At 43.4% G+C, this 19,893-nt stretch carries 17 protein-coding genes, 4 tRNA genes and 1 pseudogene; 12 read left to right on the forward strand and 10 right to left on the reverse strand.

Annotated elements, in window-relative coordinates:
• Positions 1-60 precede the first annotated feature (60 nt).
• On the reverse strand, positions 61-300 hold the full coding sequence (locus FIV01_RS06285) for a hypothetical protein (RefSeq protein ID WP_152430236.1): 240 nt from the start codon (positions 298-300) through the stop codon (positions 61-63).
• 568 nt (positions 301-868) lie between these two features.
• On the opposite strand from FIV01_RS06285, the gene ihfA reads away from it, so the two are divergent.
• Entirely contained in the window at positions 869-1,165 is a 297-nt protein-coding gene (gene ihfA / locus FIV01_RS06290) for an integration host factor subunit alpha (RefSeq protein WP_114785549.1), read from the forward strand.
• Positions 1,166-1,261: 96 nt separating this feature from the next.
• Here the strand turns inward: ihfA and FIV01_RS06295 are convergent, their stop codons facing one another.
• Together FIV01_RS06295 and yeiP are read right to left on the reverse strand one after the other, a co-directional pair.
• The gene (locus FIV01_RS06295; protein ID WP_152430237.1) at positions 1,262-1,582 is read right to left on the reverse strand and encodes an HI1450 family dsDNA-mimic protein; all 321 of its coding nucleotides are present in this window, start codon (positions 1,580-1,582) and stop codon (positions 1,262-1,264) included.
• Positions 1,583-1,584: 2 nt separating this feature from the next.
• A complete protein-coding gene (gene yeiP / locus FIV01_RS06300) occupies positions 1,585-2,151 on the reverse strand; it encodes an elongation factor P-like protein YeiP (protein ID WP_114785547.1) in 567 nt (188 codons plus the stop codon).
• Between the two features lie 136 nt (positions 2,152-2,287).
• Here yeiP and FIV01_RS06305 point away from each other — a divergent pair, with 136 nt between their 5' ends.
• Positions 2,288-3,055, forward strand: a complete 768-nt coding sequence (locus FIV01_RS06305; protein WP_152430238.1) for a nucleotidyltransferase domain-containing protein — start codon at positions 2,288-2,290, stop codon at positions 3,053-3,055.
• A gap of 9 nt (positions 3,056-3,064) precedes the next feature.
• Here the strand turns inward: FIV01_RS06305 and FIV01_RS06310 are convergent, their stop codons facing one another.
• From FIV01_RS06310 to FIV01_RS06320, 3 genes are all read right to left on the reverse strand, one after another.
• Positions 3,065-5,428 (reverse strand): DNA polymerase II, encoded by a 2,364-nt coding sequence (locus tag FIV01_RS06310; protein WP_152430239.1) that lies wholly within the window; start codon positions 5,426-5,428, stop codon positions 3,065-3,067.
• Positions 5,429-5,481: 53 nt separating this feature from the next.
• Complete coding sequence (locus tag FIV01_RS06315; RefSeq protein ID WP_152430240.1) at positions 5,482-7,332, reverse strand: Lnb N-terminal periplasmic domain-containing protein; 1,851 nt, start codon at positions 7,330-7,332, stop codon at positions 5,482-5,484.
• A gap of 115 nt (positions 7,333-7,447) precedes the next feature.
• Complete coding sequence (locus FIV01_RS06320; RefSeq protein WP_152430241.1) at positions 7,448-7,933, reverse strand: DUF3015 domain-containing protein; 486 nt, start codon at positions 7,931-7,933, stop codon at positions 7,448-7,450.
• A 349-nt stretch (positions 7,934-8,282) separates the two neighbouring features.
• Between FIV01_RS06320 and uvrY the strand changes: the two genes are divergently transcribed.
• From uvrY to FIV01_RS06355, 7 genes are all read left to right on the forward strand, one after another.
• Complete coding sequence (gene uvrY / locus FIV01_RS06325; RefSeq protein ID WP_114785643.1) at positions 8,283-8,927, forward strand: UvrY/SirA/GacA family response regulator transcription factor; 645 nt, start codon at positions 8,283-8,285, stop codon at positions 8,925-8,927.
• The gene (gene uvrC, locus FIV01_RS06330) at positions 8,927-10,759 is read left to right on the forward strand and encodes an excinuclease ABC subunit UvrC (protein WP_152430242.1); all 1,833 of its coding nucleotides are present in this window, start codon (positions 8,927-8,929) and stop codon (positions 10,757-10,759) included. The genes uvrY and uvrC overlap by 1 nt, the downstream gene beginning before the upstream one ends.
• An 83-nt stretch (positions 10,760-10,842) precedes the next feature.
• Positions 10,843-11,400: a CDP-diacylglycerol--glycerol-3-phosphate 3-phosphatidyltransferase gene (gene pgsA / locus FIV01_RS06335; protein ID WP_152430243.1), complete on the forward strand. Its 558-nt coding sequence runs from the start codon at positions 10,843-10,845 to the stop codon at positions 11,398-11,400.
• 232 nt (positions 11,401-11,632) lie between these two features.
• A tRNA-Cys gene (locus FIV01_RS06340) sits at positions 11,633-11,706 on the forward strand.
• Positions 11,707-11,709: 3 nt separating this feature from the next.
• Positions 11,710-11,785: transfer RNA gene (locus FIV01_RS06345), tRNA-Gly, on the forward strand.
• A 71-nt stretch (positions 11,786-11,856) separates the two neighbouring features.
• Positions 11,857-11,943, forward strand: a tRNA-Leu gene (locus FIV01_RS06350).
• Positions 11,944-11,956: 13 nt separating this feature from the next.
• Positions 11,957-12,032, forward strand: a tRNA-Gly gene (locus tag FIV01_RS06355).
• Between the two features lie 53 nt (positions 12,033-12,085).
• Here FIV01_RS06355 and FIV01_RS06360 read toward each other — a convergent pair.
• Together FIV01_RS06360 and FIV01_RS06365 are read right to left on the reverse strand one after the other, a co-directional pair.
• On the reverse strand, positions 12,086-12,904 hold the full coding sequence (locus tag FIV01_RS06360) for a substrate-binding periplasmic protein (RefSeq protein WP_152430244.1): 819 nt from the start codon (positions 12,902-12,904) through the stop codon (positions 12,086-12,088).
• A gap of 164 nt (positions 12,905-13,068) precedes the next feature.
• Positions 13,069-14,109 carry an alkene reductase gene (locus tag FIV01_RS06365; RefSeq protein ID WP_152430245.1) on the reverse strand — a complete coding sequence of 347 codons (1,041 nt, stop codon included), beginning with the start codon at positions 14,107-14,109 and terminating at the stop codon, positions 13,069-13,071.
• A 133-nt stretch (positions 14,110-14,242) separates the two neighbouring features.
• On the opposite strand from FIV01_RS06365, the gene FIV01_RS06370 reads away from it, so the two are divergent.
• Positions 14,243-14,821, forward strand: coding sequence for a TetR/AcrR family transcriptional regulator (locus tag FIV01_RS06370; protein ID WP_152431671.1), 579 nt, complete (start codon positions 14,243-14,245; stop codon positions 14,819-14,821).
• Here FIV01_RS06370 and FIV01_RS06375 read toward each other — a convergent pair.
• Positions 14,818-15,900 carry a PQQ-dependent sugar dehydrogenase gene (locus tag FIV01_RS06375; RefSeq protein ID WP_415846718.1) on the reverse strand — a complete coding sequence of 361 codons (1,083 nt, stop codon included), beginning with the start codon at positions 15,898-15,900 and terminating at the stop codon, positions 14,818-14,820. The genes FIV01_RS06370 and FIV01_RS06375 overlap by 4 nt on opposite strands.
• A 310-nt stretch (positions 15,901-16,210) precedes the next feature.
• Between FIV01_RS06375 and pheS the strand changes: the two genes are divergently transcribed.
• Together pheS and pheT are read left to right on the forward strand one after the other, a co-directional pair.
• Positions 16,211-17,194: a phenylalanine--tRNA ligase subunit alpha gene (gene pheS / locus FIV01_RS06380; RefSeq protein WP_152430247.1), complete on the forward strand. Its 984-nt coding sequence runs from the start codon at positions 16,211-16,213 to the stop codon at positions 17,192-17,194.
• Between the two features lie 18 nt (positions 17,195-17,212).
• A complete protein-coding gene (pheT, locus tag FIV01_RS06385) occupies positions 17,213-19,600 on the forward strand; it encodes a phenylalanine--tRNA ligase subunit beta (RefSeq protein WP_152430248.1) in 2,388 nt (795 codons plus the stop codon).
• Between the two features lie 93 nt (positions 19,601-19,693).
• On the opposite strand, the pseudogene FIV01_RS20705 reads toward pheT, so the two are convergent.
• Positions 19,694-19,876 (reverse strand): annotated as a pseudogene (locus FIV01_RS20705) (IS4 family transposase); the annotation flags it as partial.
• Positions 19,877-19,893: the final 17 nt, after the last annotated feature.

Consider the following 19,893-nt stretch of genomic DNA (forward strand, 5'->3'; position numbering starts at 1 on the left):
TGGGTATTTGACTCTGTTTTTTACGGCTTAGCTGACTAAGGTCAGCTAAGCCGCTTTTTGTTAATACACTTCTAGAGATGAGATCATGAGTTTAATGTCTTCGAGGTAACCCTCTTCTCGCAAATTTGACACGGTTACCTTTAGCTCGTCGTTACTCATGGCAAAGCAGCTGGATTTGCCCGTCATGTGGTTTAAGTAGTCATGGTATTCATGCTCTGTAAAGTGGCCGAGTCTATCTACCAGTAAACATTTGATCCCATGGTGAATAAGTCTGTAGTACGTATGACGATGAAGTTCCATATCAGGCCTCTCCTAGCTATGCCAATCTGATAATTGCTCAGAAAGGGTGTGGCTTCGACAAAATGTTGCCACTTATGATTGATAACTCACTCAAAGCATAATGAATGCCAAATACGAATTGTTTATCTCCTATCATAGCTTTATTCATATTTTTTAATTAGTTAGGATAAAACGTGGAGTCGAGTAACGGAGGGTGTAAATTCACAATTCTTATTGCTTTTTGTCGTTAACAGACAGTTTGCAAATTGCAAGTCGTTTTGAGATTGAAAATAAGAACAAATTTTATTTTCTTCGATACCACTTATTTCATGTTTATTTATTAAGCTATTATTCATTTTAATGTGTTGAAAATTAAGCTTTTAATGAACTAGTACTGGGTGAAATATGTTTTTAATCATGATAAAATTAACATTAAAGGCGTATTCAGCCAATAAAAAAGTTGGCGTAAATCAGAAGGTTGGCATACACTTTCCCAAGTGTGGCCGATATGTTGTTGATTGGCTGAGTAAAATGCTTTGGCGCTGCCAAAAACGGCAGTAATGTTAAACACAGCTTTGAGGAAAGTTTTATGGCGCTCACAAAGGCCGATTTGGCTGAGAACCTGTTTGAAAAGCTCGGATACAGTAAACGGGATGCCAAGGAAACGGTTGAGGCGTTTTTCGAAGAGATTCGTAAGGCACTGGAAAGTGGCGAACAGGTAAAACTGTCTGGATTTGGAAATTTCGATCTACGCGAAAAAAATGAACGACCGGGTCGAAACCCAAAGACAGGTGAAGACATTCCAATTAGTGCTCGCCGCGTTGTTACCTTCCGCCCTGGGCAAAAACTGAAGGCTCGCGTTGAAAATGCAAAGGTGAAAGGCTGAAGTTTATAAGCTAACTGCTTATACAGTCGAGACACTAATATTCTAGAAGACGGAGTGATACTAGACCCGTCTTCCAGTTATATCTGGTATTTTAGTTTAGTCACGTTTCCACAGAGCATGACAGAACTTATGTTCCGGATCTCTGCTGATTAGCAGACGGGCAAACACGTCATCAAGGGTATCATCTTCCTCATTGACTAAGCCTATTCTCACTTCAGCGTACAGACTTTTATCAACATCGAACCCGACATGGTGTGACCAGTCATCGCCAGTTTCAACCAATTCTGCTGCTCCTCTGTCATCGAACTGTGCAGTAAAAATGATGACATCGGCAGGTTCGAGATTGTCTGGTGCCATTTCGAGAAATATATCATAAGCCGTTTCTATCACGTCGTCATAGGACATCAGTGTGGACATAATTACGCTCGGCTCATATATTTGCGCTCAGCCGTATTGATCACAATACGATCACCTGTTGCAATGTATTCGGGGACTTGTACTGTCAAACCAGTCGCAAAGCGAGCGGGTTTTGTTCTTGCCGAAGCAGAAGCGCCTTTAATTGATGGATCCGTTTCTTCTATCACAAGCTCAACGGAAGCGGGAAGCTCAAGACCAACGGCATTGTTGTCGACAACAATGACGTGAAGACCTTGAATTTCCTCGGTAACAAACAGCAACTCATCTTCAATATCAGACTTCTTAAATGTGAACTGGGTATAGTCTTCATTGTCCATGAATATGTATTCGTCACCATCAATATATGAGAATGCAACCGCTCGTTTGAACATGTCGACAGTATCGACCACATCATCAGACTTGAATCTTTCATCGACGCGTCCACCAGTAGACAAATCCACACAGCGTAATTTATATATTTTTGCTCCTCCTCGACCTCCAGGAGTGGTGACTTCAATATCTTTGATTAGCAGTGTTTTGCTGTTTGATTCGATAGCAAAACCTTTTTTAAGCTCGCTTGCCCTTGGCATGAATATATATCCTTAGCATGGAATGGAATTGTCGTATTATATACATAGAGTTTAAACGAAGGAATATCTTGATTCGTCCCAATGTGTGGGCGAACATTAGAAGAACCAGAGTCTAAAAATTAATGTAGTCAATTATATGCATCTTTCAGTTATCGACCCTAACCAGCCACTTCAGGAAATGTATCAGCCAGCAGTGGATGAACTTGTGACTTTTCTAAAGAGTGGGCTGGGAGAGAATCTCCATAGTGTATATATCTATGGGAGTGTTGCTCGAAAGCGAGCTGAGCCAAACCTGTCTAATCTTGATGCTCTAGTAGTGTCAAATGAGAGCTTTAGTGATACAAGAACAACCTTGTTTAACTCGATAAAGTTTCGTTTTCAAAAAGCTTACCCATTTATCAACGGGATTTCCCTAACAAACGCTTTAGCTCAAGAAGTCGCTAGTCTTGACAGTATATTCTCTTTGGGCTTTCAGCTGCGCCATTGCTCAGTCTGTGTCTACGGTGAGAACTTAGCAGAGTGCTTCGGTGATTACGAGCCGAGTTGGGAAGTGGCCAAACACTGGAATATGGATGTCGAAAATTGGGTTGCTGTGTATCGTAATCGAATAGCGCGCTCAGCGACACCAGAGGATCAAATAAAGGCCCAAGTGATCATTGCGAAAAAGCTACTTCGAGCCAGCTATTCTCTTGTGATGTATAAAGACAAAAATTGGTTTGATGATCCCATTGAATGCGGGAATAATTTTCTGCGTTATTATCCAGAAAAGCAAGTCGAGATAGAGCGCTTGGGCATTTTGCTATCAGGTCGCTTTATTGCCAAGCGTTCTGTTATAGGCATCCTCGATGGCTTTGGAGAGTGGTTGGTCAAGCAGTATCAAAAAACAGAGTTTCGTATTGGCTAGCTTCCTCTGTTAGAACAAACCAAGCTGAGGCTCGTATAGGCTAGTAAAATTGATTCCCACAAATGGCAGAATGGCTTCTGCGACAGGCTTAAGTTGCTTATCGATGTAGTGCTGGTAATCGATAGAGCTTTTTAAGTATTCCAGCGGCTCTGGCCCGTTAATAGTAATGACATACTCAATTCTGCCTTTATTTTGGTATTGAAGAGGCCTTCCCAATTGTGAGTTTATTTCATCGGCTAAGCGAGCGGCCTTTACTTGTGGAGGAATATTTTTTTGATATTCATGGAGCCTGCGCCGAAGGCGCTTCTGATACACCATTTCTGAATCAAACTCCCCAGCTAATGTTTGCTCGACAAACTTTCGAACAAAGTCTGAGGGATCTTGTTCATGGAAGATCATCGAATAGAGCTGACGCTGAAAACGTTGGGACAGGCGAGTCCAATCGGTACGAGCGCTTTCTAGGCCTTTGAATACAATTTTTTCTGACTCACCGTCACCAATGAGTCCGGCATAACGTTTTTTTGATCCTGTTTCTTGACCTCGAATCGTTGGCATAAGAAACTTCTTATAATGCGTCTCATACTCTATCTCAAGGATTGAGGTCAGGTTGTATTTTTCTTTGAGGTGCTTTGCCCACCAATCGTTAATGCAGTCTACGAGCTCTAGCCCTATCTTATCAGCTTGCATTTGTGAGAACTGACCGTTTAAGGCAACAAAGGTTGAATCGGTATCACCATAGATCACTTGATAACCTTGTTGCTCAATTAACTGCTTAGTTTGTTTCATGATTTCATGCCCACGCATTGTGATACTTGATGCTAAGCGAGTATCAAAGAAACGGCAGCCAGAAGACCCAAGCACACCGTAAAATGAATTCATGATAATCTTAATGGCCTGTGAAAATACGTCTTCGCTATTGCTTTTAGCTTGGTCTCGAGCTGCCCAAAGGTCTTCAATCATAGCCGGAAGAAAATGCTTACTGCGATGAAACTGTGCTCCTCGAAAACCTTCTACCGCTTGATGTTCGTCCTTGCCAACTTCTAACTTTAATCCTTCGATTAAACCCATAGGGTCAATCAGAAACGACCGAATTATTGATGGATACAGGCTTTTAAAATCAAGGACCAAAACAGAATCATAAAGATTTGGTATTGAATCCATGACATAACCACCAGGGCTTGCGAACCAGTTCTCAGAGTGTAAATTGGGAGCCGCATAGCCTGCTCGGTGAAGTTGAGGCAAATATAAATTGGTGAATGCTGCAACAGAGCCTCCGACACGGTCCAGCTCTACGCCTGTGAGTTTTGAGCGCTCGATAGCAAACTCAAGTAAATGAGTTTGAGAGAAGATTTTATTTACCAGGACACAGTCTTGAAGGTTATATTTTGCCAAAGAGGGCTTATCTTTGAGAAACATCTGGTTTATTTCATCCATTCTATCGTGGACATTATGGATTTTTTTCCCTTCGCCTAATAACTCTTGAGAGACAGATTCAAGTGACCAACTGCGAAAGTGAAAGGTCGCCGTTTTAAGTGTGTCAATGCCGTCCATCACGACTCTACCTGGAATAGACACAAAAGCTTGTTGGGTATTTGAGGAGGTACGAAAGAAGCAATTCTGTTTAGCCCGGCCTATGTTCAATTTGAGCTTATGCCACTGAGCGCGTTTGTGCAGAACTCGAAAATCAAAATCAATTACATTCCAGCCAATGATGACGTCAGGGTCAAATTGCTCAAACCAGCGAATCATGGCAGCTAAGAGTTGGCGTTCGTTTTCGACCCACTCGATCTGAGTCTCCGATTTCTGATGGGGACCTATCATGATGACTCGACTGTCCATCGAGCTATCGAGCCCAACCGAATACAATATGCCTTTTTCTGAGCACTCAATATCTAAGGAAACCACTTTCAACTGCGGTGTATAATCGCATTTTCGGCATTGAGTGTGATGAAATTTTGTGTAGCCTCGCTTTTGCTCTGGTATTCCAGTAAATTCAAGGCCGCCTTGAATAAAGCGCTCCATTAAATAACGATCTGTCAGACGAATATCATCTTCAAGAACCAGTATGTCTCTTTGTTTGAGCTCTTGGCTTAGCTGTTGCGCTTGCTTGATGGTGTGGCAATAGCAAGCGGCGAGTTTTATACCACCAAAGCTGGTAAGCGGTACGGCCTTGATTTCAGCGTTAATCTGTAAAGAGCGTACTAAGGTTTGGCATAGCAACGTGTCTTCTTGAGAAATAAAAAATACAGACTTTTCCCCGTTGATAATGAGCTGAACGGGGCCGTTCTCTGTTTTTAGCCAGAGCTCTATCTGGGTTTGACCTGAGATGTCTCTGGCTTGGCGAGTCAACAAAAATCCATGTTGTATTGACATTTGAAATGCTCTTATAGTAATTCGCCGCTAGCTTAGCATAAGCCTGTAATAGTCTAATAGTAAATTAATCCACTCACTTTGATGCCAATATCTTCTAAATACCATTGCTTATAACCAATCTGCGTTCTGAGCGCAACATTGGAGGTGAGTGACCAATTCCAACTGACACTGAGGTTTGAATGGGAATCTTGATCGGAATGTATGAGTGCATGATATTGCGCTTGTAAACCAAGCCTATGCTTTGGGGTTATCTGGAATAAAGCACCAGCTTCAATACCTACTCCCGAAACGAGGTCATAGTCAGTGAGTTTTCCACCGTTTAACTCACCGGATAATAGCGTATAAACATGTGTTTTATCTGAATCTCCCCATGATTTTCCATAGCCGCCTTGGGCAAACCAACGTTCGTCCATAGCGTCTGATTTTGGTTGGCGATCCATCCCAGTGCGTACATTCCAAGACCAGCTGTTAAAAACTCTGTTGCTGGGGGCGAGTGCCATGGCATCGAAGAGGTAAAACCTATCCAGCCTAGTTGTGCCTTCTTGGCTGAGCGTCAGCTGTGTATCGAGAAAATTAATTTGCGCACCCGCGACAAAACCATCTTGAGAGTCAAATAGATCATGATACGCGGCTCGCCATTCCAGAGTAGTTTGATTGCTTGTGTCGTCCCAATATTGATAACCCAAACCAAATCGAGCAGAAGCATGACCTTGCTCTGGCGATACGAGCGGCGGTTCAACAGGTGAAAATGGCGAAGGGACTTTTATTTTGCTCCTTAAATAAAGGAGCTTGGTTAGTCGTTTAGCAGTTGGATCCCGCTCTAAACCCTGATCATAAAGCTGGAAGTTTAGCCATTCATAGGCAAGCTCTAGTATTGCTGCTTGCTCTGTATCTGAGAATTCGGACTTATCTGGATAATTACCGTGGGTTGCCTTTTTTGCTGCTTCAAACAGGCGCGCATCGACTTCATTGGCTTGATGTAAAAGTCGAGTGCCGAAAGCGGCTCTATAATAGGGCGCTTCCAGCAAATCGTTTTCAGCGAGAACCCGAACTGTGTCTGAAGGAATTGCTTGCACGGAAAACTCTTTTGTTAGAGCCAAGTCTTCTCGGGCAATTTCCAGTAAGGACAGCAATTGATAAGAGCAGTTTTCATCAAGAAAGTAGTAGTCTAATTCAGCGTTTTGCATTTCCCACAAATGGAGTAATATTTTTTCGACTTCTTCTGGTGTAAGTTTCAGCTTGTATTCCCAAATATCTCTAGACTCAATGTCGTTATATTCGCGAACTTTCTTATAGTAGGGCATAACGGCGAATCGACCAGGATACTGGCCAATTAAGCCCTTGATAGCAAATGCTGCAGAGTTGTCTTGACTGTCAGGCTCTGCGGCAAAATTGACGGCAAAGGCGACTAATTCTTTGTGTCGAGTCTGATCCTTGGCATCGATACGGAGCAGAGTATGACCGAACATGGAAGAGGGGTTATTCATAAATGCAGTCGGGAACACGAGTGTCAGGCCTTCTGGATCAATGATTTCTCTCCATGTGTTTAATTCAGGGCATGAGAGTGTGGCTTGTCTACCTTGCAGGCTTTCTAGCCAAGAGTATCTTGCTGGGAAACGGCATTGCATCTCTTTGGCAATTTCTTGATCCTCCGAGTAAAGCTTGGTTATGGTTGCTTGTAATTCTTGCACTGGTGAATGCTTGCCATTTGGCGAAATAAAGAATTGTTCATTATCTATGGTACTTTGGTAGCCGGATAAGAAACTGGGTAGGTAATGGCCTAGTTTGAGCCAATAGGGGTCTTGAGCCAGCATTTTGACCTCAAATTTGTTAGCAGAGAAGGCATTTGGAACAAACAGATATAAGCTAAGCAGTGAGGCACTTTTGATAAGGTACAACTTCATAAAGGAAAGCTTCTTATATTTTGCTAATGGTGGTGGAATTTGGCCTATCTCGATGACTGATAGAGAGAAAATGCCACTCTAAATTTAAGTGGCATTATGATGTAACCGAGCTTAGTTAGATAGCGTAGTGAGCAAGCTCGCTATCGCTTGCAACGACATTATTGAGATTAGCGAACACTTCTTGAGAGGTAACATTCTCTGAAACAAAGACATCAGAGAACTTGTCTTGTACTAAAGCATTGAATCTTGCTTTGTCAGCGTCGTCAAGTCCCCATACTTCGGAAAGTGTCGCTAAGGTTTCGCCTTGACCCTTTGCCATATCACGAGCGAGATTATCTATATTTCCATCGATAAACATAGCGAGTTTTTCTGAAGAGGTGACTTTACCCGTACCATCACAACCTAGAGTACCAAACGTAATACCAAAAGTTTGGTTGCCCAATAGGCCGTTTGTAGTTGCTGCAAGAATTTTGGGCACTTTCCCTTCACTACCATCAAATACCATGGTGCCGAAACCACAGCCCACATCAGAGTCTGCCAGTGCCAAACCAGACAAAGGTAATGTAGTGGCCAAAACTGTCGCTGCTAGAAGCTTTTTCATAACATATCCTTAGAAAATAATGTCTTGATAATTCCGTATAAAATGTGCTGCTGAACAATGCACCCTCTAGACATAGTTTAGATTTTGGCTCCTTGCAAAGGCGCTGATAAGAGAATGCGTTTATAAGCTGAATTTGTAGCTATTACAGTAATATACGGCTAGAATTATCAATAATTGTGTCATTAGGGCGTTAAGCTGCAGTTATGAAAATAAGTACTTGCTAAAGTTTGCGTTTGGGCACATATTCAGATTAAGTAACAAACCATAATTAGGTTAGAATAAGCAGCTATGCTGTTATCCACTTTTATTAGTGGCTGCAGAGCGAATTAAAAAGTGTGGAGATACAAGTTTGATAAATGTTTTCCTTGTAGATGATCACGAGCTGGTTCGCACAGGGATACGACGTATTATTGAAGACGTCCGTGGAATGAACGTAGCAGGGGAAGCTGAAAGCGGTGAAGACGCAGTAAAGTGGTGTCGGGCAAATCATACCGATGTCATTTTAATGGATATGAACATGCCGGGTATTGGGGGCTTAGAGTCAACCAAGAAAATCTTGCGTTTTAATCCTGATGTGAAAATCATCGTTTTAACTGTTCATACGGAGAATCCGTTTCCAACCAAAGTGATGCAAGCAGGTGCGGCAGGGTACCTGACAAAAGGGGCGGGGCCAGATGAAATGGTCAACGCAATACGTATTGTAAATAGTGGTCAGCGTTATATCTCTCCTGATATCGCGCAGCAGATGGCGTTGAGCCAATTTTCTTCTGCGTCAGAGAATCCGTTTGCAGAGCTTTCTGAGCGTGAGTTGCAAATAATGATGATGATCACCAAAGGACAAAAAGTTACCGATATATCCGAGCAACTTAACTTAAGTCCTAAAACAGTGAACAGCTACAGATACCGGTTATTTAACAAGCTCGGTATCAATGGTGATGTTGAGCTGACCCATTTAGCCATTCGCCATGGAATGTTAGATACTGAGACTTTGTAGTGACCGACCCTTTTGATTCGGCTTCTTTTTTAAAGACGGTCACGCATCAGCCCGGCGTGTACAGAATGTATAACGCTGAGGCTGTTGTGATCTATGTAGGAAAAGCCAAAGACCTCAAAAAACGCCTTTCTAGTTACTTCCGTACCAAAGTTGATAGTGAAAAAACTCGCGCGCTAGTGAGCAACATCGCTCAAATTGATGTCACTGTCACTCATACAGAAACTGAAGCTCTGATATTAGAGCACAACTATATTAAGCAGTACTTGCCCAAATACAATGTGTTGCTAAGGGATGATAAATCCTACCCATACATATTTATCAGTGGCCACAAACACCCTCGACTCTCTATGCATCGCGGGGTAAAGAAACGCAAGGGAGAGTACTTCGGGCCTTATCCAGATTCAGGAGCGGTGCGTGAAACACTGCATTTGATCCAAAAAATTCTTCCCATGAGACAGTGTGAAGACACTGTATATAGTAATCGTACTCGGCCCTGTTTGATGTACCAAATAGGTCGCTGCGCTGGGCCCTGCGTAAGTGATATCATCTCAGATAAAGACTATGCAGAGTTAGTTCATTTGGTTCGATTATTTCTGCAAGGCAAAGATCAGCAAGTCCTCTCTACACTTGTTGAAAAGATGGAGCTGGCGAGCCAACAACTTAGATTTGAAGATGCCGCAAAGCTGCGCGACCAAATACAGGCGATACGCCGTGTCCAAGAGCAGCAGTTTGTGTCTCATGATTCTCAAGAAGATATGGATGTGCTTGGCTTTGCTCAAGAAAATGGTGTCGCGTGCATTCATATTTTAATGATTCGCCAAGGGAAAGTGCTCGGCAGTCGCAGCCATTTTCCCAAAATTCCTAGTAATACAAGCCAGCAAGAAGTCTTCTACAGCTTTCTTAGTCAGTACTACTTGAGTCATAACGAAGCACGTACTATTCCTGCAAGGATTATTGCTAATGCTGATTTGATTGATGATGCAAAACCATTGCAACAAGCGCTAGGTGATATCGCAGGGCGTAAAATTCATTTTCATATGAATCCAACTGGTCCAAGGGCGCGATATCTAAAACTGGCTAATACCAATGCCTTGACGGCGGTGACCAGCAAAATCAATCATAAAATGACCATTTCGCAGCGCTTCAAGGCGCTTCGAGAGCTACTCAATATGGATAGTATTTTGCGTATGGAATGTTTTGATATTTCTCATACTCAAGGTGAAAGTACCATTGCTTCTTGTGTGGTGTTTAACCAAGAAGGGCCGCTGAAACAGGAATACCGGCGCTATAATATCACTGGAATTACGGGTGGCGATGATTATGCCGCCATGGGGCAAGTGCTTGAACGCCGTTACTCGAAACAAATCGATGTGGAACGAATTCCGGATATTGTATTTATTGATGGTGGAAAAGGGCAGCTTAATCGTGCCGTCGACATTATTTCCAACTACTGGCATGATTGGCCAAAGCGTCCTCGACTGATAGGTATTGCTAAAGGCGTGACTCGAAAACCCGGTCTAGAGACGTTAATTACACCGCAAGGAGAAGAGTTCCACTTACCAAGCGACGCATCTGCCCTGCATTTAATGCAACACATTCGAGATGAAAGCCACAATCATGCCATTGCAGGTCACAGAGCAAAACGTGGTAAAACCAGAAAAACCAGTGTGTTGGAGGGTATAGAAGGCGTCGGGCCCAAACGTCGTCAGTCTTTGCTTAAGTTTATGGGTGGGCTGCAAGAGCTTCGCCGCGCAAGCGTGGAAGAAATCGCCAAAGTTCCGGGGATTAGTATCTCTTTAGCAGAAAACATTTATCAAGCATTGAAACAATAGAAAAAATCACGCACCATAGAGTCCTGTTGTGAAGCAGTGAACAGAACAATAACGATACGCAAACGATAAGAGCCTCAATAAATATGCGTTTAACGATCCCAAACATTTTATCTTTATTACGACTTCTTCTTATTCCGGTGTTTGTCGTTGTTTTTTATCTTCCCTACAGCTGGGCACCTTTTGCCGCTGCCATGGTGTTTTGGGTCGCAGGTTTCACCGATTGGCTTGATGGAATGCTCGCACGCAAGCTTGGACAGATATCTCGCTTTGGCGCTTTTATCGATCCTGTAGCCGATAAAGTGCTTGTTGCGAGCGCACTGATTTTAATTACCGAGCACTATCATAGTATTTGGGTGACGATTCCAGCGGTGACTATGATTGCTCGTGAGATCATTATCTCAGCGCTTCGAGAGTGGATGGCTGAGATAGGCAAACGCGCCAGTGTCGCTGTCTCTTGGGTGGGCAAAGTCAAAACGCTCAGCCAGATGTTTGCCTTGTGGGTGCTTATTTGGCGATATGATGATTGGATGGTATGGCTGGGCTATATTAGCCTATATGTTGCTACTGTGCTGACCTACTGGTCAATGGCTCAATATCTGATTGCTGCTAAAGATGATCTCCTCAATGAGGAACACCATTGAAAAACGGGCTTAGGCCCGTTTTTTTGTTATCGCATAGACTTTACGACAGCTAACTTAGTTAAATTCAACGAATTTATGCGACTAATTTAACCAAATTAGCGCTTTTTGACGCTTAATTAGACAAACGATTCAAAAAATAAAAAATAGTGTTGACTCATTAGTTCGAATCCGTAGAATGCATCCCGTACCCAAGAGGAACGCAGCAAAGAAGCGAAACGATTGGAGTTACGGCGGCGCGTTGGCAGAGTGGCTATGCAGCGGATTGCAAATCCGTGGACCTCGGTTCGACTCCGGGACGCGCCTCCATTTGCGACACTAGCTCAGTTGGTAGAGCGCAACCTTGCCAAGGTTGAGGTCACGAGTTCGAACCTCGTGTGTCGCTCCAAATTTTAAGATAGTGATGACCAACAATCATTATCAATGATGGTGTCTCCATCGCAAGTTTTAGATTTGCGTGCCCTGGTGGTGGAATTGGTAGACACAAGGGATTTAAAATCCCTCGGCGTTCGCGCTGTGCCGGTTCAAGTCCGGCCCGGGGCACCATCTAACCTAATACGCGACACTAGCTCAGTTGGTAGAGCGCAACCTTGCCAAGGTTGAGGTCACGAGTTCGAACCTCGTGTGTCGCTCCAAAATTAAACCGCCTAATAGGCGGTTTTTTCTATAAAAATTGAATCCTTAAACTCTAATAATATTTATCTAGAATGCTCTTATATTCTGTAGATTCTAGTGTTTGGCCAAGGGATTTATTGATCATCATGGCCTCAGTTGTAGATATTGATTTACTGCAAACAAGGTAGCGTGAATGTTGTTCGGGCGAGTCAGTGACATTAACAATACTGACGTATTTAGATATTCCTTCATTGTGGTTTAGGATCCATTTTGCTTCTACATAAGGCATAAGCACGAAATCCACGCGTCCTTCGGCTAATAGGTGGAGTAAATGTGCGCTTTTGGTTAGTTTTATGTCTTTTACATAGCTAACATCGCGCCTATTCACATTGTACTCTTCCATTTTCTTGTCAAACCACGCTCCATATGAAAAACCACTGTATGTACCTAACTTAAGGTCTGAAGTAAATACTTCAGCTACTGTTGGCGTTTTGGGTATTTCAGAAATTTTTTCATTATTTATTACAACAACGAAAGGTTTTTCAATCAATAAGGGTTCATCGCTATACCAATATTCGTTCACTCTCTCAGATGTTTTATAGATTCCAGAAATACATCCTTTGATACTTGGATTTTTAAGTTCTTCCATTATTCTTTTGAAAGGACGCTTATTGAAGTCAAAGGAAATATTTGCATTTTCAAAAACTAGCCGATTAATGTCGATAAGTATCCCAGTTACATAGTCACTATTAGTTTTAAAACGGAGTGGTTCTCGATCGTAGTAATAAATAGTCACTTTTTTATTAGTATGTGTTGAAGACTCAGAGACAGCCCATGTTTTGGATGGTAAGAGGCACAAAAATATTAGAATTGAACCAAATAGCAGCTTCATATATACACCCTACTTACTGACACCAATAACCTAACTATAGTAGGGAATGAATTAGCTGCAGGGCCGTATACCAAATTTAACATACAGTAAAAGATGAATGTTCGAGTTGCACAGTTAAGCAAATTTAAGACCATGTGATTACATGGTCTAGTATTTACACCGTGTTACACAAGCTGTGCGAGCATATCATCCGAGTAGTCGGTAAGTGCTTCGCCGGCTTTGACTTTAGCAACATAGTCGGGGTTAGCAATTAGTGGACGTCCTATAGCTAATAAATCAAATTTCCCAGCGGCTAAAGCAGCATTGCCCGATTCTGGGGTAAAGCCACCAACCCCCATTAGGGTGTTGCTGTAATAAGCACGCATGTAGTCAGATACCTTGCCACCTAAGTAATCAAAAGTCATATTATCGTCGAATATACCCACATGCAGATAGCATAATTCTCTGCTTTCTAAAGTTTGCAGTAAGTAGTCAAAAACCTGTTTGTCCCTTGGGTCAGATTCCATATTGAAATACGCTCCAGGTGAGAGACGAAGCGCGGTCCTTTCTGAGCCAATGGCTTCGGATACTGCGTCAACCACTTGTAAGGCAAATCGAGCCATATTTTCGGCATTTCCACCAAATTCATCCTCGCGCTGATTGCTGGCAAAGTGCAAAAATTGATCAATCAAGTAGCCATTGGCTCCATGGATTTCTACGCCATCAAACCCAGCTTCAAGCGCATTAATTGCTGCCTGACGATAATCTTCAACCAGCTCTAGGATCTCTTCTCGGCTTGCGGGCTTTGGTGTGATGTATTCGAGTTCTCGCATGCGTGGAACCGTGCCATCAACACCGATGGCCGAAGGAGCAAGTACATAATCAGCGTCATAGAAATATGGGTGTGCGACTCGACCCGTGTGCCATAACTGAAGGAAAATTTTGCCACCATTTTGGTGAACGGCATCAGTCACTTTGCGCCATCCTAATATTTGTTGTTGAGTGTAGATGCCAGGAGTATTGGGATAGCCTTGCGCATCAGGTCGTATGATGGTTGCTTCACTGATGATAAGCCCTGTATCCGCGCGGCGCGCATAATACTTCACCATGTCATCAGTGGGGACAAGGTTGGCATCAGCCATGCAGCGGGTCAGCGGCGCCATAATAATACGATTGTTAAGGGTAATAGCGTCATTAAGTTTAATTGGTTCGAATAAATGTTGCATGATTTTTCCTTGGTGATTTCTTGAATGTTCATTCAAGTTAGTCTAATTTGAATGAACATTCAACATGTTTTTTGAATGTCTGTTCAAAATCCGTTAAAGTAGGGTGTTGTTGATAATTTAAATGTGAGTGATGATGCGCAGCGCAGAATTTGATCGTGAAACAGTGCTACGTTCTGCAATGGAAGCCTTTGTAAGTAAAGGGTATTCAAAAACCAGCATGCAGGACCTAAAAGCCGCAACAGGACTACATCCTGGCTCAATTTATTGCGCGTTTGAAAATAAGCGTGGGCTGTTGATCGCAGCGCTTGGCCAGTATCGTGATGACAAATCTCGTGAATTTGAAACCTTGTTCAAAGAGCAAGAGAACGTTTTTTATGGTTTAAATCGTTACCTAGATTCTGTGGTTGAAGAGTGCGAGAAAGAGGCAATCAAAGATTGTTTATTGCAAAAGTCTTTGAGTGAATTGGCGCAGCAAGACGCGGAAGTCGAGCAGCTCATTAGCTCTATGCTGCAAGACTGGCATGGCTCGATTGAGAACAAAATTTGTCAGGCTCAAGATGCGGGATACGTAAACAAAAATAAATCTGCCGCACAACTGACTCAGTTTGTCGTTATGGGTATTTACGGGATGCGCACCCTTTCACATACCCAACCTAAACCGGGTGTGTTGAAAGAGTTAAAGCAAGAACTGATTCATTACCTTACCAGTTAGTTGCCTTTAATAAGGCGATATATATTGCCTTGATCGGTACTAAAAATAATCTCATCTTTTGGGCTCACGATAACGTGTCTGATCCGCTCATTGAGATGCTCAAGAATGCGAGTTTCTTCAATCGCTGACTGGGTGTTATCGAGAGTGATAACATTGATATGCGTGAGTTTTAGCGCTGGGGCGAGAAGTTTTCCATTCAACTCAGGGTAGTGGGTGCCTCTATAAAGTAGCAGGCTTGCAGGAGCAATTGATGGAATATAAACCTTAATTGGTGACTCTATTCCCTCTTTTTCTGTGGCATCAGCAACATTAATTGGTCCCCAATATTCCTTACCGTGTGAGGTTATTGGCCAGCCATAATTAGCACCTCTCTTGATAAGATTGAGCTCATCACCACCTCTTGGTCCATGTTCAATTGACCAAAGGGTTTGTGACTTACCATCATAATACAAACCTTGTGGGTTTCTGTGGCCAATGCTCCACAGCTCTTTTTGCGCGTTGGGAATTGACATAAATGGATTGTTCTTGGCTGAGCCGCCATCAGGATTCAGCCGTAAGATAGAACCAGCATGAGTGCTAAAATCTTGCCCGTTGGGTCTTTCTCCTCTGTCACCAATACTCATAAAGACATGATCTTTATCAAAAGCTAAGCGACTACCGTAATGTCGCCTAGTATCGGAATTAGAAATTGAGGTAAAAATGGTTTCAAATTGAGAAAGTTTTCCAGATTGATAGAGAAAGCTTGCTAATGCTGTGTCTGAACCCGTTTGAGTTTTCTGGCTATACGTGACATAGAACTTATTTTTTTCAAATGGAGATGAGGCAATGTCCATCCATCCGCCTTGGCCTGCGGCGTACAAGTGAGTTGGGTTATCCATCAGCTTAGAGGTGTTTCCTGTTCTGATATTAAGGGCAAGGATATGGCCATTTCTTTCAGTGACAAGCAATGTATTATCATCAGAAAACACCATTCCCCAAGGTACTTTAAAGCCAGATGCAATTTTCTGAGTTTGGTAACCTTGGCTATGCGCAAAGCTTATCCATGCGGCCAACACCAAGCATAATGCTGTTCTTATCACTGGCAACTCCTCCCTATTGATTCTGAGTATGAACCTCTAACCCAACTCTAGACAGCTTTTTATTTTATACAACTTGTTGCTTTTATGACGGATGAAGTATTGCTGCCAGAAACCTGTTTTTCTGCTGCTAGAGGATGTCGTAGCGCCAGAGCATGGTCCACAAGAGAAAAACTTGGACTAAATTACCGCTCAGTGCGTATTTCAGATTGGATTTACACAGCGGTTTCGTTACTATGTAGGGCTATTTACGAAGCCTGAAATCCCTATCGGGAAACCTTATGGAAACTACCAATAGGTAGATGAGGAAACGATGCAACATCTAGAAGAGATTATTGCTAATGCTAACGCTGCTATTGACGCAGCAGATTCATTAGTCGCACTCGATGAAGTGCGAGTTCAGTATTTGGGTAAAAAAGGTGAGCTAACGGCTCAGCTTCAAAGCCTAGGTAAATTGCCACCAGAAGAGCGCCGCAGTGCAGGTCAAGAGATCAACAAAGCGAAAGGTGTTGTCCAGCAAGCGATCGCTGCTCGTAAAGACGCGTTGCAGCGTGCTGAGCTGGAAGCCAAATTGGTAGCAGAGACGATTGACGTCACTCTACCTGGTCGCCGCATAGAAAATGGCGGTCTGCACCCAGTGACTCGTACTGTTGAGCGTATTGAGCAGTTCTTTGGTGAACTTGGTTTTAATACCGAATCAGGCCCTGAGATTGAAGACGCATTTCATAACTTTGATGCGCTGAATATCGCAGAGGATCATCCTGCGCGTACCGATCATGATACTTTCTTCTTTAATCCAGATCTTATGCTGCGTACGCACACTTCAGGTGTTCAGATTCGCACAATGGAAAATGGACAACCACCGTTTCGCTTCATTGCTCCTGGGCGCGTATATCGTAACGACTACGACCAAACACACACACCTATGTTCCACCAAGTGGAAGGTATGTTGGTTGATGAAAACGTTAATTTTGCCCAGCTTAAAGGGATTCTCCATGACTTCCTGTGTAACTTCTTTGAAGAAGAAGTTGAAGTGCGTTTTCGTCCTTCATACTTCCCATTCACAGAGCCTTCAGCAGAAGTGGATGTGAAAGGTAAGAACGGCAAATGGTTAGAAGTATTAGGTTGTGGCATGGTTCACCCAAATGTGCTTCGCAGCGTGGGTATTGATGCGGAAAAATACTCTGGCTTTGCATTTGGTATGGGCGTAGAGCGTTTAACTATGCTTCGCTATGGCGTAAACGATTTAAGAGCGTTCTTCGAGAACGATCTGCGTTTCTTAAAACAGTTCAAGTAATCTAGGGGAACCATCACTATGAAATATAGCGAAACTTGGCTTCGTGAGTGGGTAAACCCTTCGGTTTCAACAGATGAGTTGACTCACCAAATTACTATGGCAGGCCTTGAAGTTGACGATGTTTTGCCTGTCGCTGGCTCTTTTACAGGCGTTAAAGTTGGTCATGTTGTTGAATGTGGTCAACACCCTGATGCAGACAAATTGCGAGTGACCAAAGTGGATGTTGGCGAAGCTGACTTACTTGATATTGTCTGCGGTGCACCAAACTGCCGTCAGGGCCTAAAAGTTGCTGTCGCAACGGTCGGTGCAGTGCTACCGGGCGATTTTAAAATTAAGAAAGCAAAACTACGTGGTCAGCCTTCTCATGGCATGCTTTGTTCATTTACAGAACTTGGTATTGATGTTGAATCAGATGGCATCATGGAGCTTGTGGAAGACGCAGTCGTCGGGACAGACTTTCGTCAATTCTTGGGTCTAGATGATGTGACTGTCGATGTTGATCTGACGGCAAACCGAGCTGATTGCTTTAGCATTCGTGGTCTTGCTCGTGAGGTCGGTGTACTTAACCGTGCAGACGTCACTGAGCCAGCAATAACTCCAGTGGCTCCTGCTATCGACGATACGGTTTCTATTGAGGTTAAAGCGCCAGCAGCATGTCCTCGCTACCTTGGCCGCGTGGTTAAAAATGTCAACGTTAAAGCCCAAACGCCGCTTTGGATGCAAGAGAAACTGCGTCGCTGTGGTATTCGATCTATTGATCCAGTGGTTGATATTACGAACTACATCTTGCTAGAGCAAGGCCAACCAATGCATGCTTTCGATTTGAACAAAATCGACGGTGGCATCGTGGTTCGTATGGCAGAGCAGGGTGAAAAACTGACACTTCTTGATGGCAGTGAAGCGGAATTGAATGCAGATACATTGGTTATTGCTGATCACAATAAGGCACTCGGTATTGCGGGAATTTTTGGTGGTCAGGACTCTGGTGTAACGTCTAAAACCCAAGATGTGTTGCTAGAATGTGCCTTCTTCGCACCTGATCATATTCGTGGTCGTGCTCGCAGTTACGGTTTACACACAGACTCATCAATGCGCTTTGAGCGTGGTGTCGATTACGCATTGCAAGCAAGTGCGATGGAGCGAGCGACAGAGTTGCTGGTTGAAATCTGTGGCGGTGAAGTAGCTCCTGTTGTTGCTGTTGAATCAGCCAGCGATTTGCCAACACCGAATACCGTTGCATTACGCCGCACTAAACTCGATCGCCTACTTGGCCATCATATTGCTGATGCAGATGTGGTTGAGATTTTAGAGCGTTTGGGTATGCAGGTTGCGACAATCGAAGCCGGCTGGACAGCAACTGCGCCAACGTGGCGCTTTGATATTGCTATCGAGCAAGATTTGATTGAAGAAGTTGGTCGTATCTATGGGTATGACAATATTCCAAATCAAAGCCCAGCCGCTGATCTAAAAATGCACGATCATGTAGAAGCGAATATTCCACTCAAACGTGTTCGTAACTTGCTTGTAGATCGCGGTTTCCAAGAAGCTATCACCTATAGCTTTGTTGAGCCAGAGCAGCAAAAACTGATTGTTCCAGATGTTGAGCCTTTAATCTTACCTTTCCCAATTTCTGCTGATATGTCAGCGATGCGTCTGGGTTTGATTCAAGGTCTTCTCAACACTGTTGTTCACAATCAAAAACGTCAGCAACCACGTGTTCGTTTGTTCGAGTACGGCTTGCGTTTTATCCCTTGTGAGTCTGCAGAAAACGGCATGCGCCAAGAGCCTATGCTGGCTGGTGTGATTGCTGGTGCTCGCAGTGAAGAGCATTGGGATATAGAAACTAACACGGTTGATTTCTTCGATTTGAAAGGCGATCTTGAAGCCATTCTTGAACTGTCTGCGAATGAGAAAGCCTACTCTTTTGCTACGGTAAAGCATCCGGCATTGCATCCAGGCCAATCGGCGGCAATCATGGTTGATGGAAAAGAAGTCGGCGTAATGGGCACTGTACACCCCGAACTTGAGCGTAAGTTTGGCTTAAATGGTCGCACCATTGTGTTCGAAATCGAGTGGTCTGCTATCAACACTAAGGTGATCCCAGAAGCAGTACAGCTTTCTAAGTTCCCTTCAAACCGTCGTGATATTGCACTGGTTGTCGAAGAAGAAATTGCATCTGGTGATATCGTTGCAGCGTGCCTCGAAAAAGGAGGAGAATTCCTCACAGATGCTCGCTTGTTTGATGTTTACCTTGGTAAAGGGGTAGAGGAAGGTAAGAAGAGCCTTGCCATTGCCCTAAGCCTACAATCAGTAGAACGTACGTTGGAAGACTCGGATATTGCAGGCGCAGTTGATGCTATCGTTGCTCATGTTGCCGAAAAATTTGGTGCTTCTCTTAGAGATTAACCAGACTTATTCATTATAATAAAGAAACCTGCCACAAGGCAGGTTTTTTATTATTCCATCATTAAAAAGAATACTAAGTTCTGGGGGATCCCCTCATGAATCCTCCAGTGCATAGCCATCTTTTAAGAGCTGCTCAGCTAGAGCTATGGCCGCTGCTAAGGGGTGTTGAGTAGTAATCTCGTAGTCTGGTCGCCTGAGGACATCCATACCTAATCGAACGATAGATAGGACATTTCGATTTCTGACTGTATGCGCTTGAAAGTGCCTATCCCACCCAAGGCGAAAATTGGTGT

Source organism: Vibrio aquimaris, from assembly GCF_009363415.1.
Classification (GTDB): Bacteria; Pseudomonadota; Gammaproteobacteria; order Enterobacterales; family Vibrionaceae; genus Vibrio; species Vibrio aquimaris.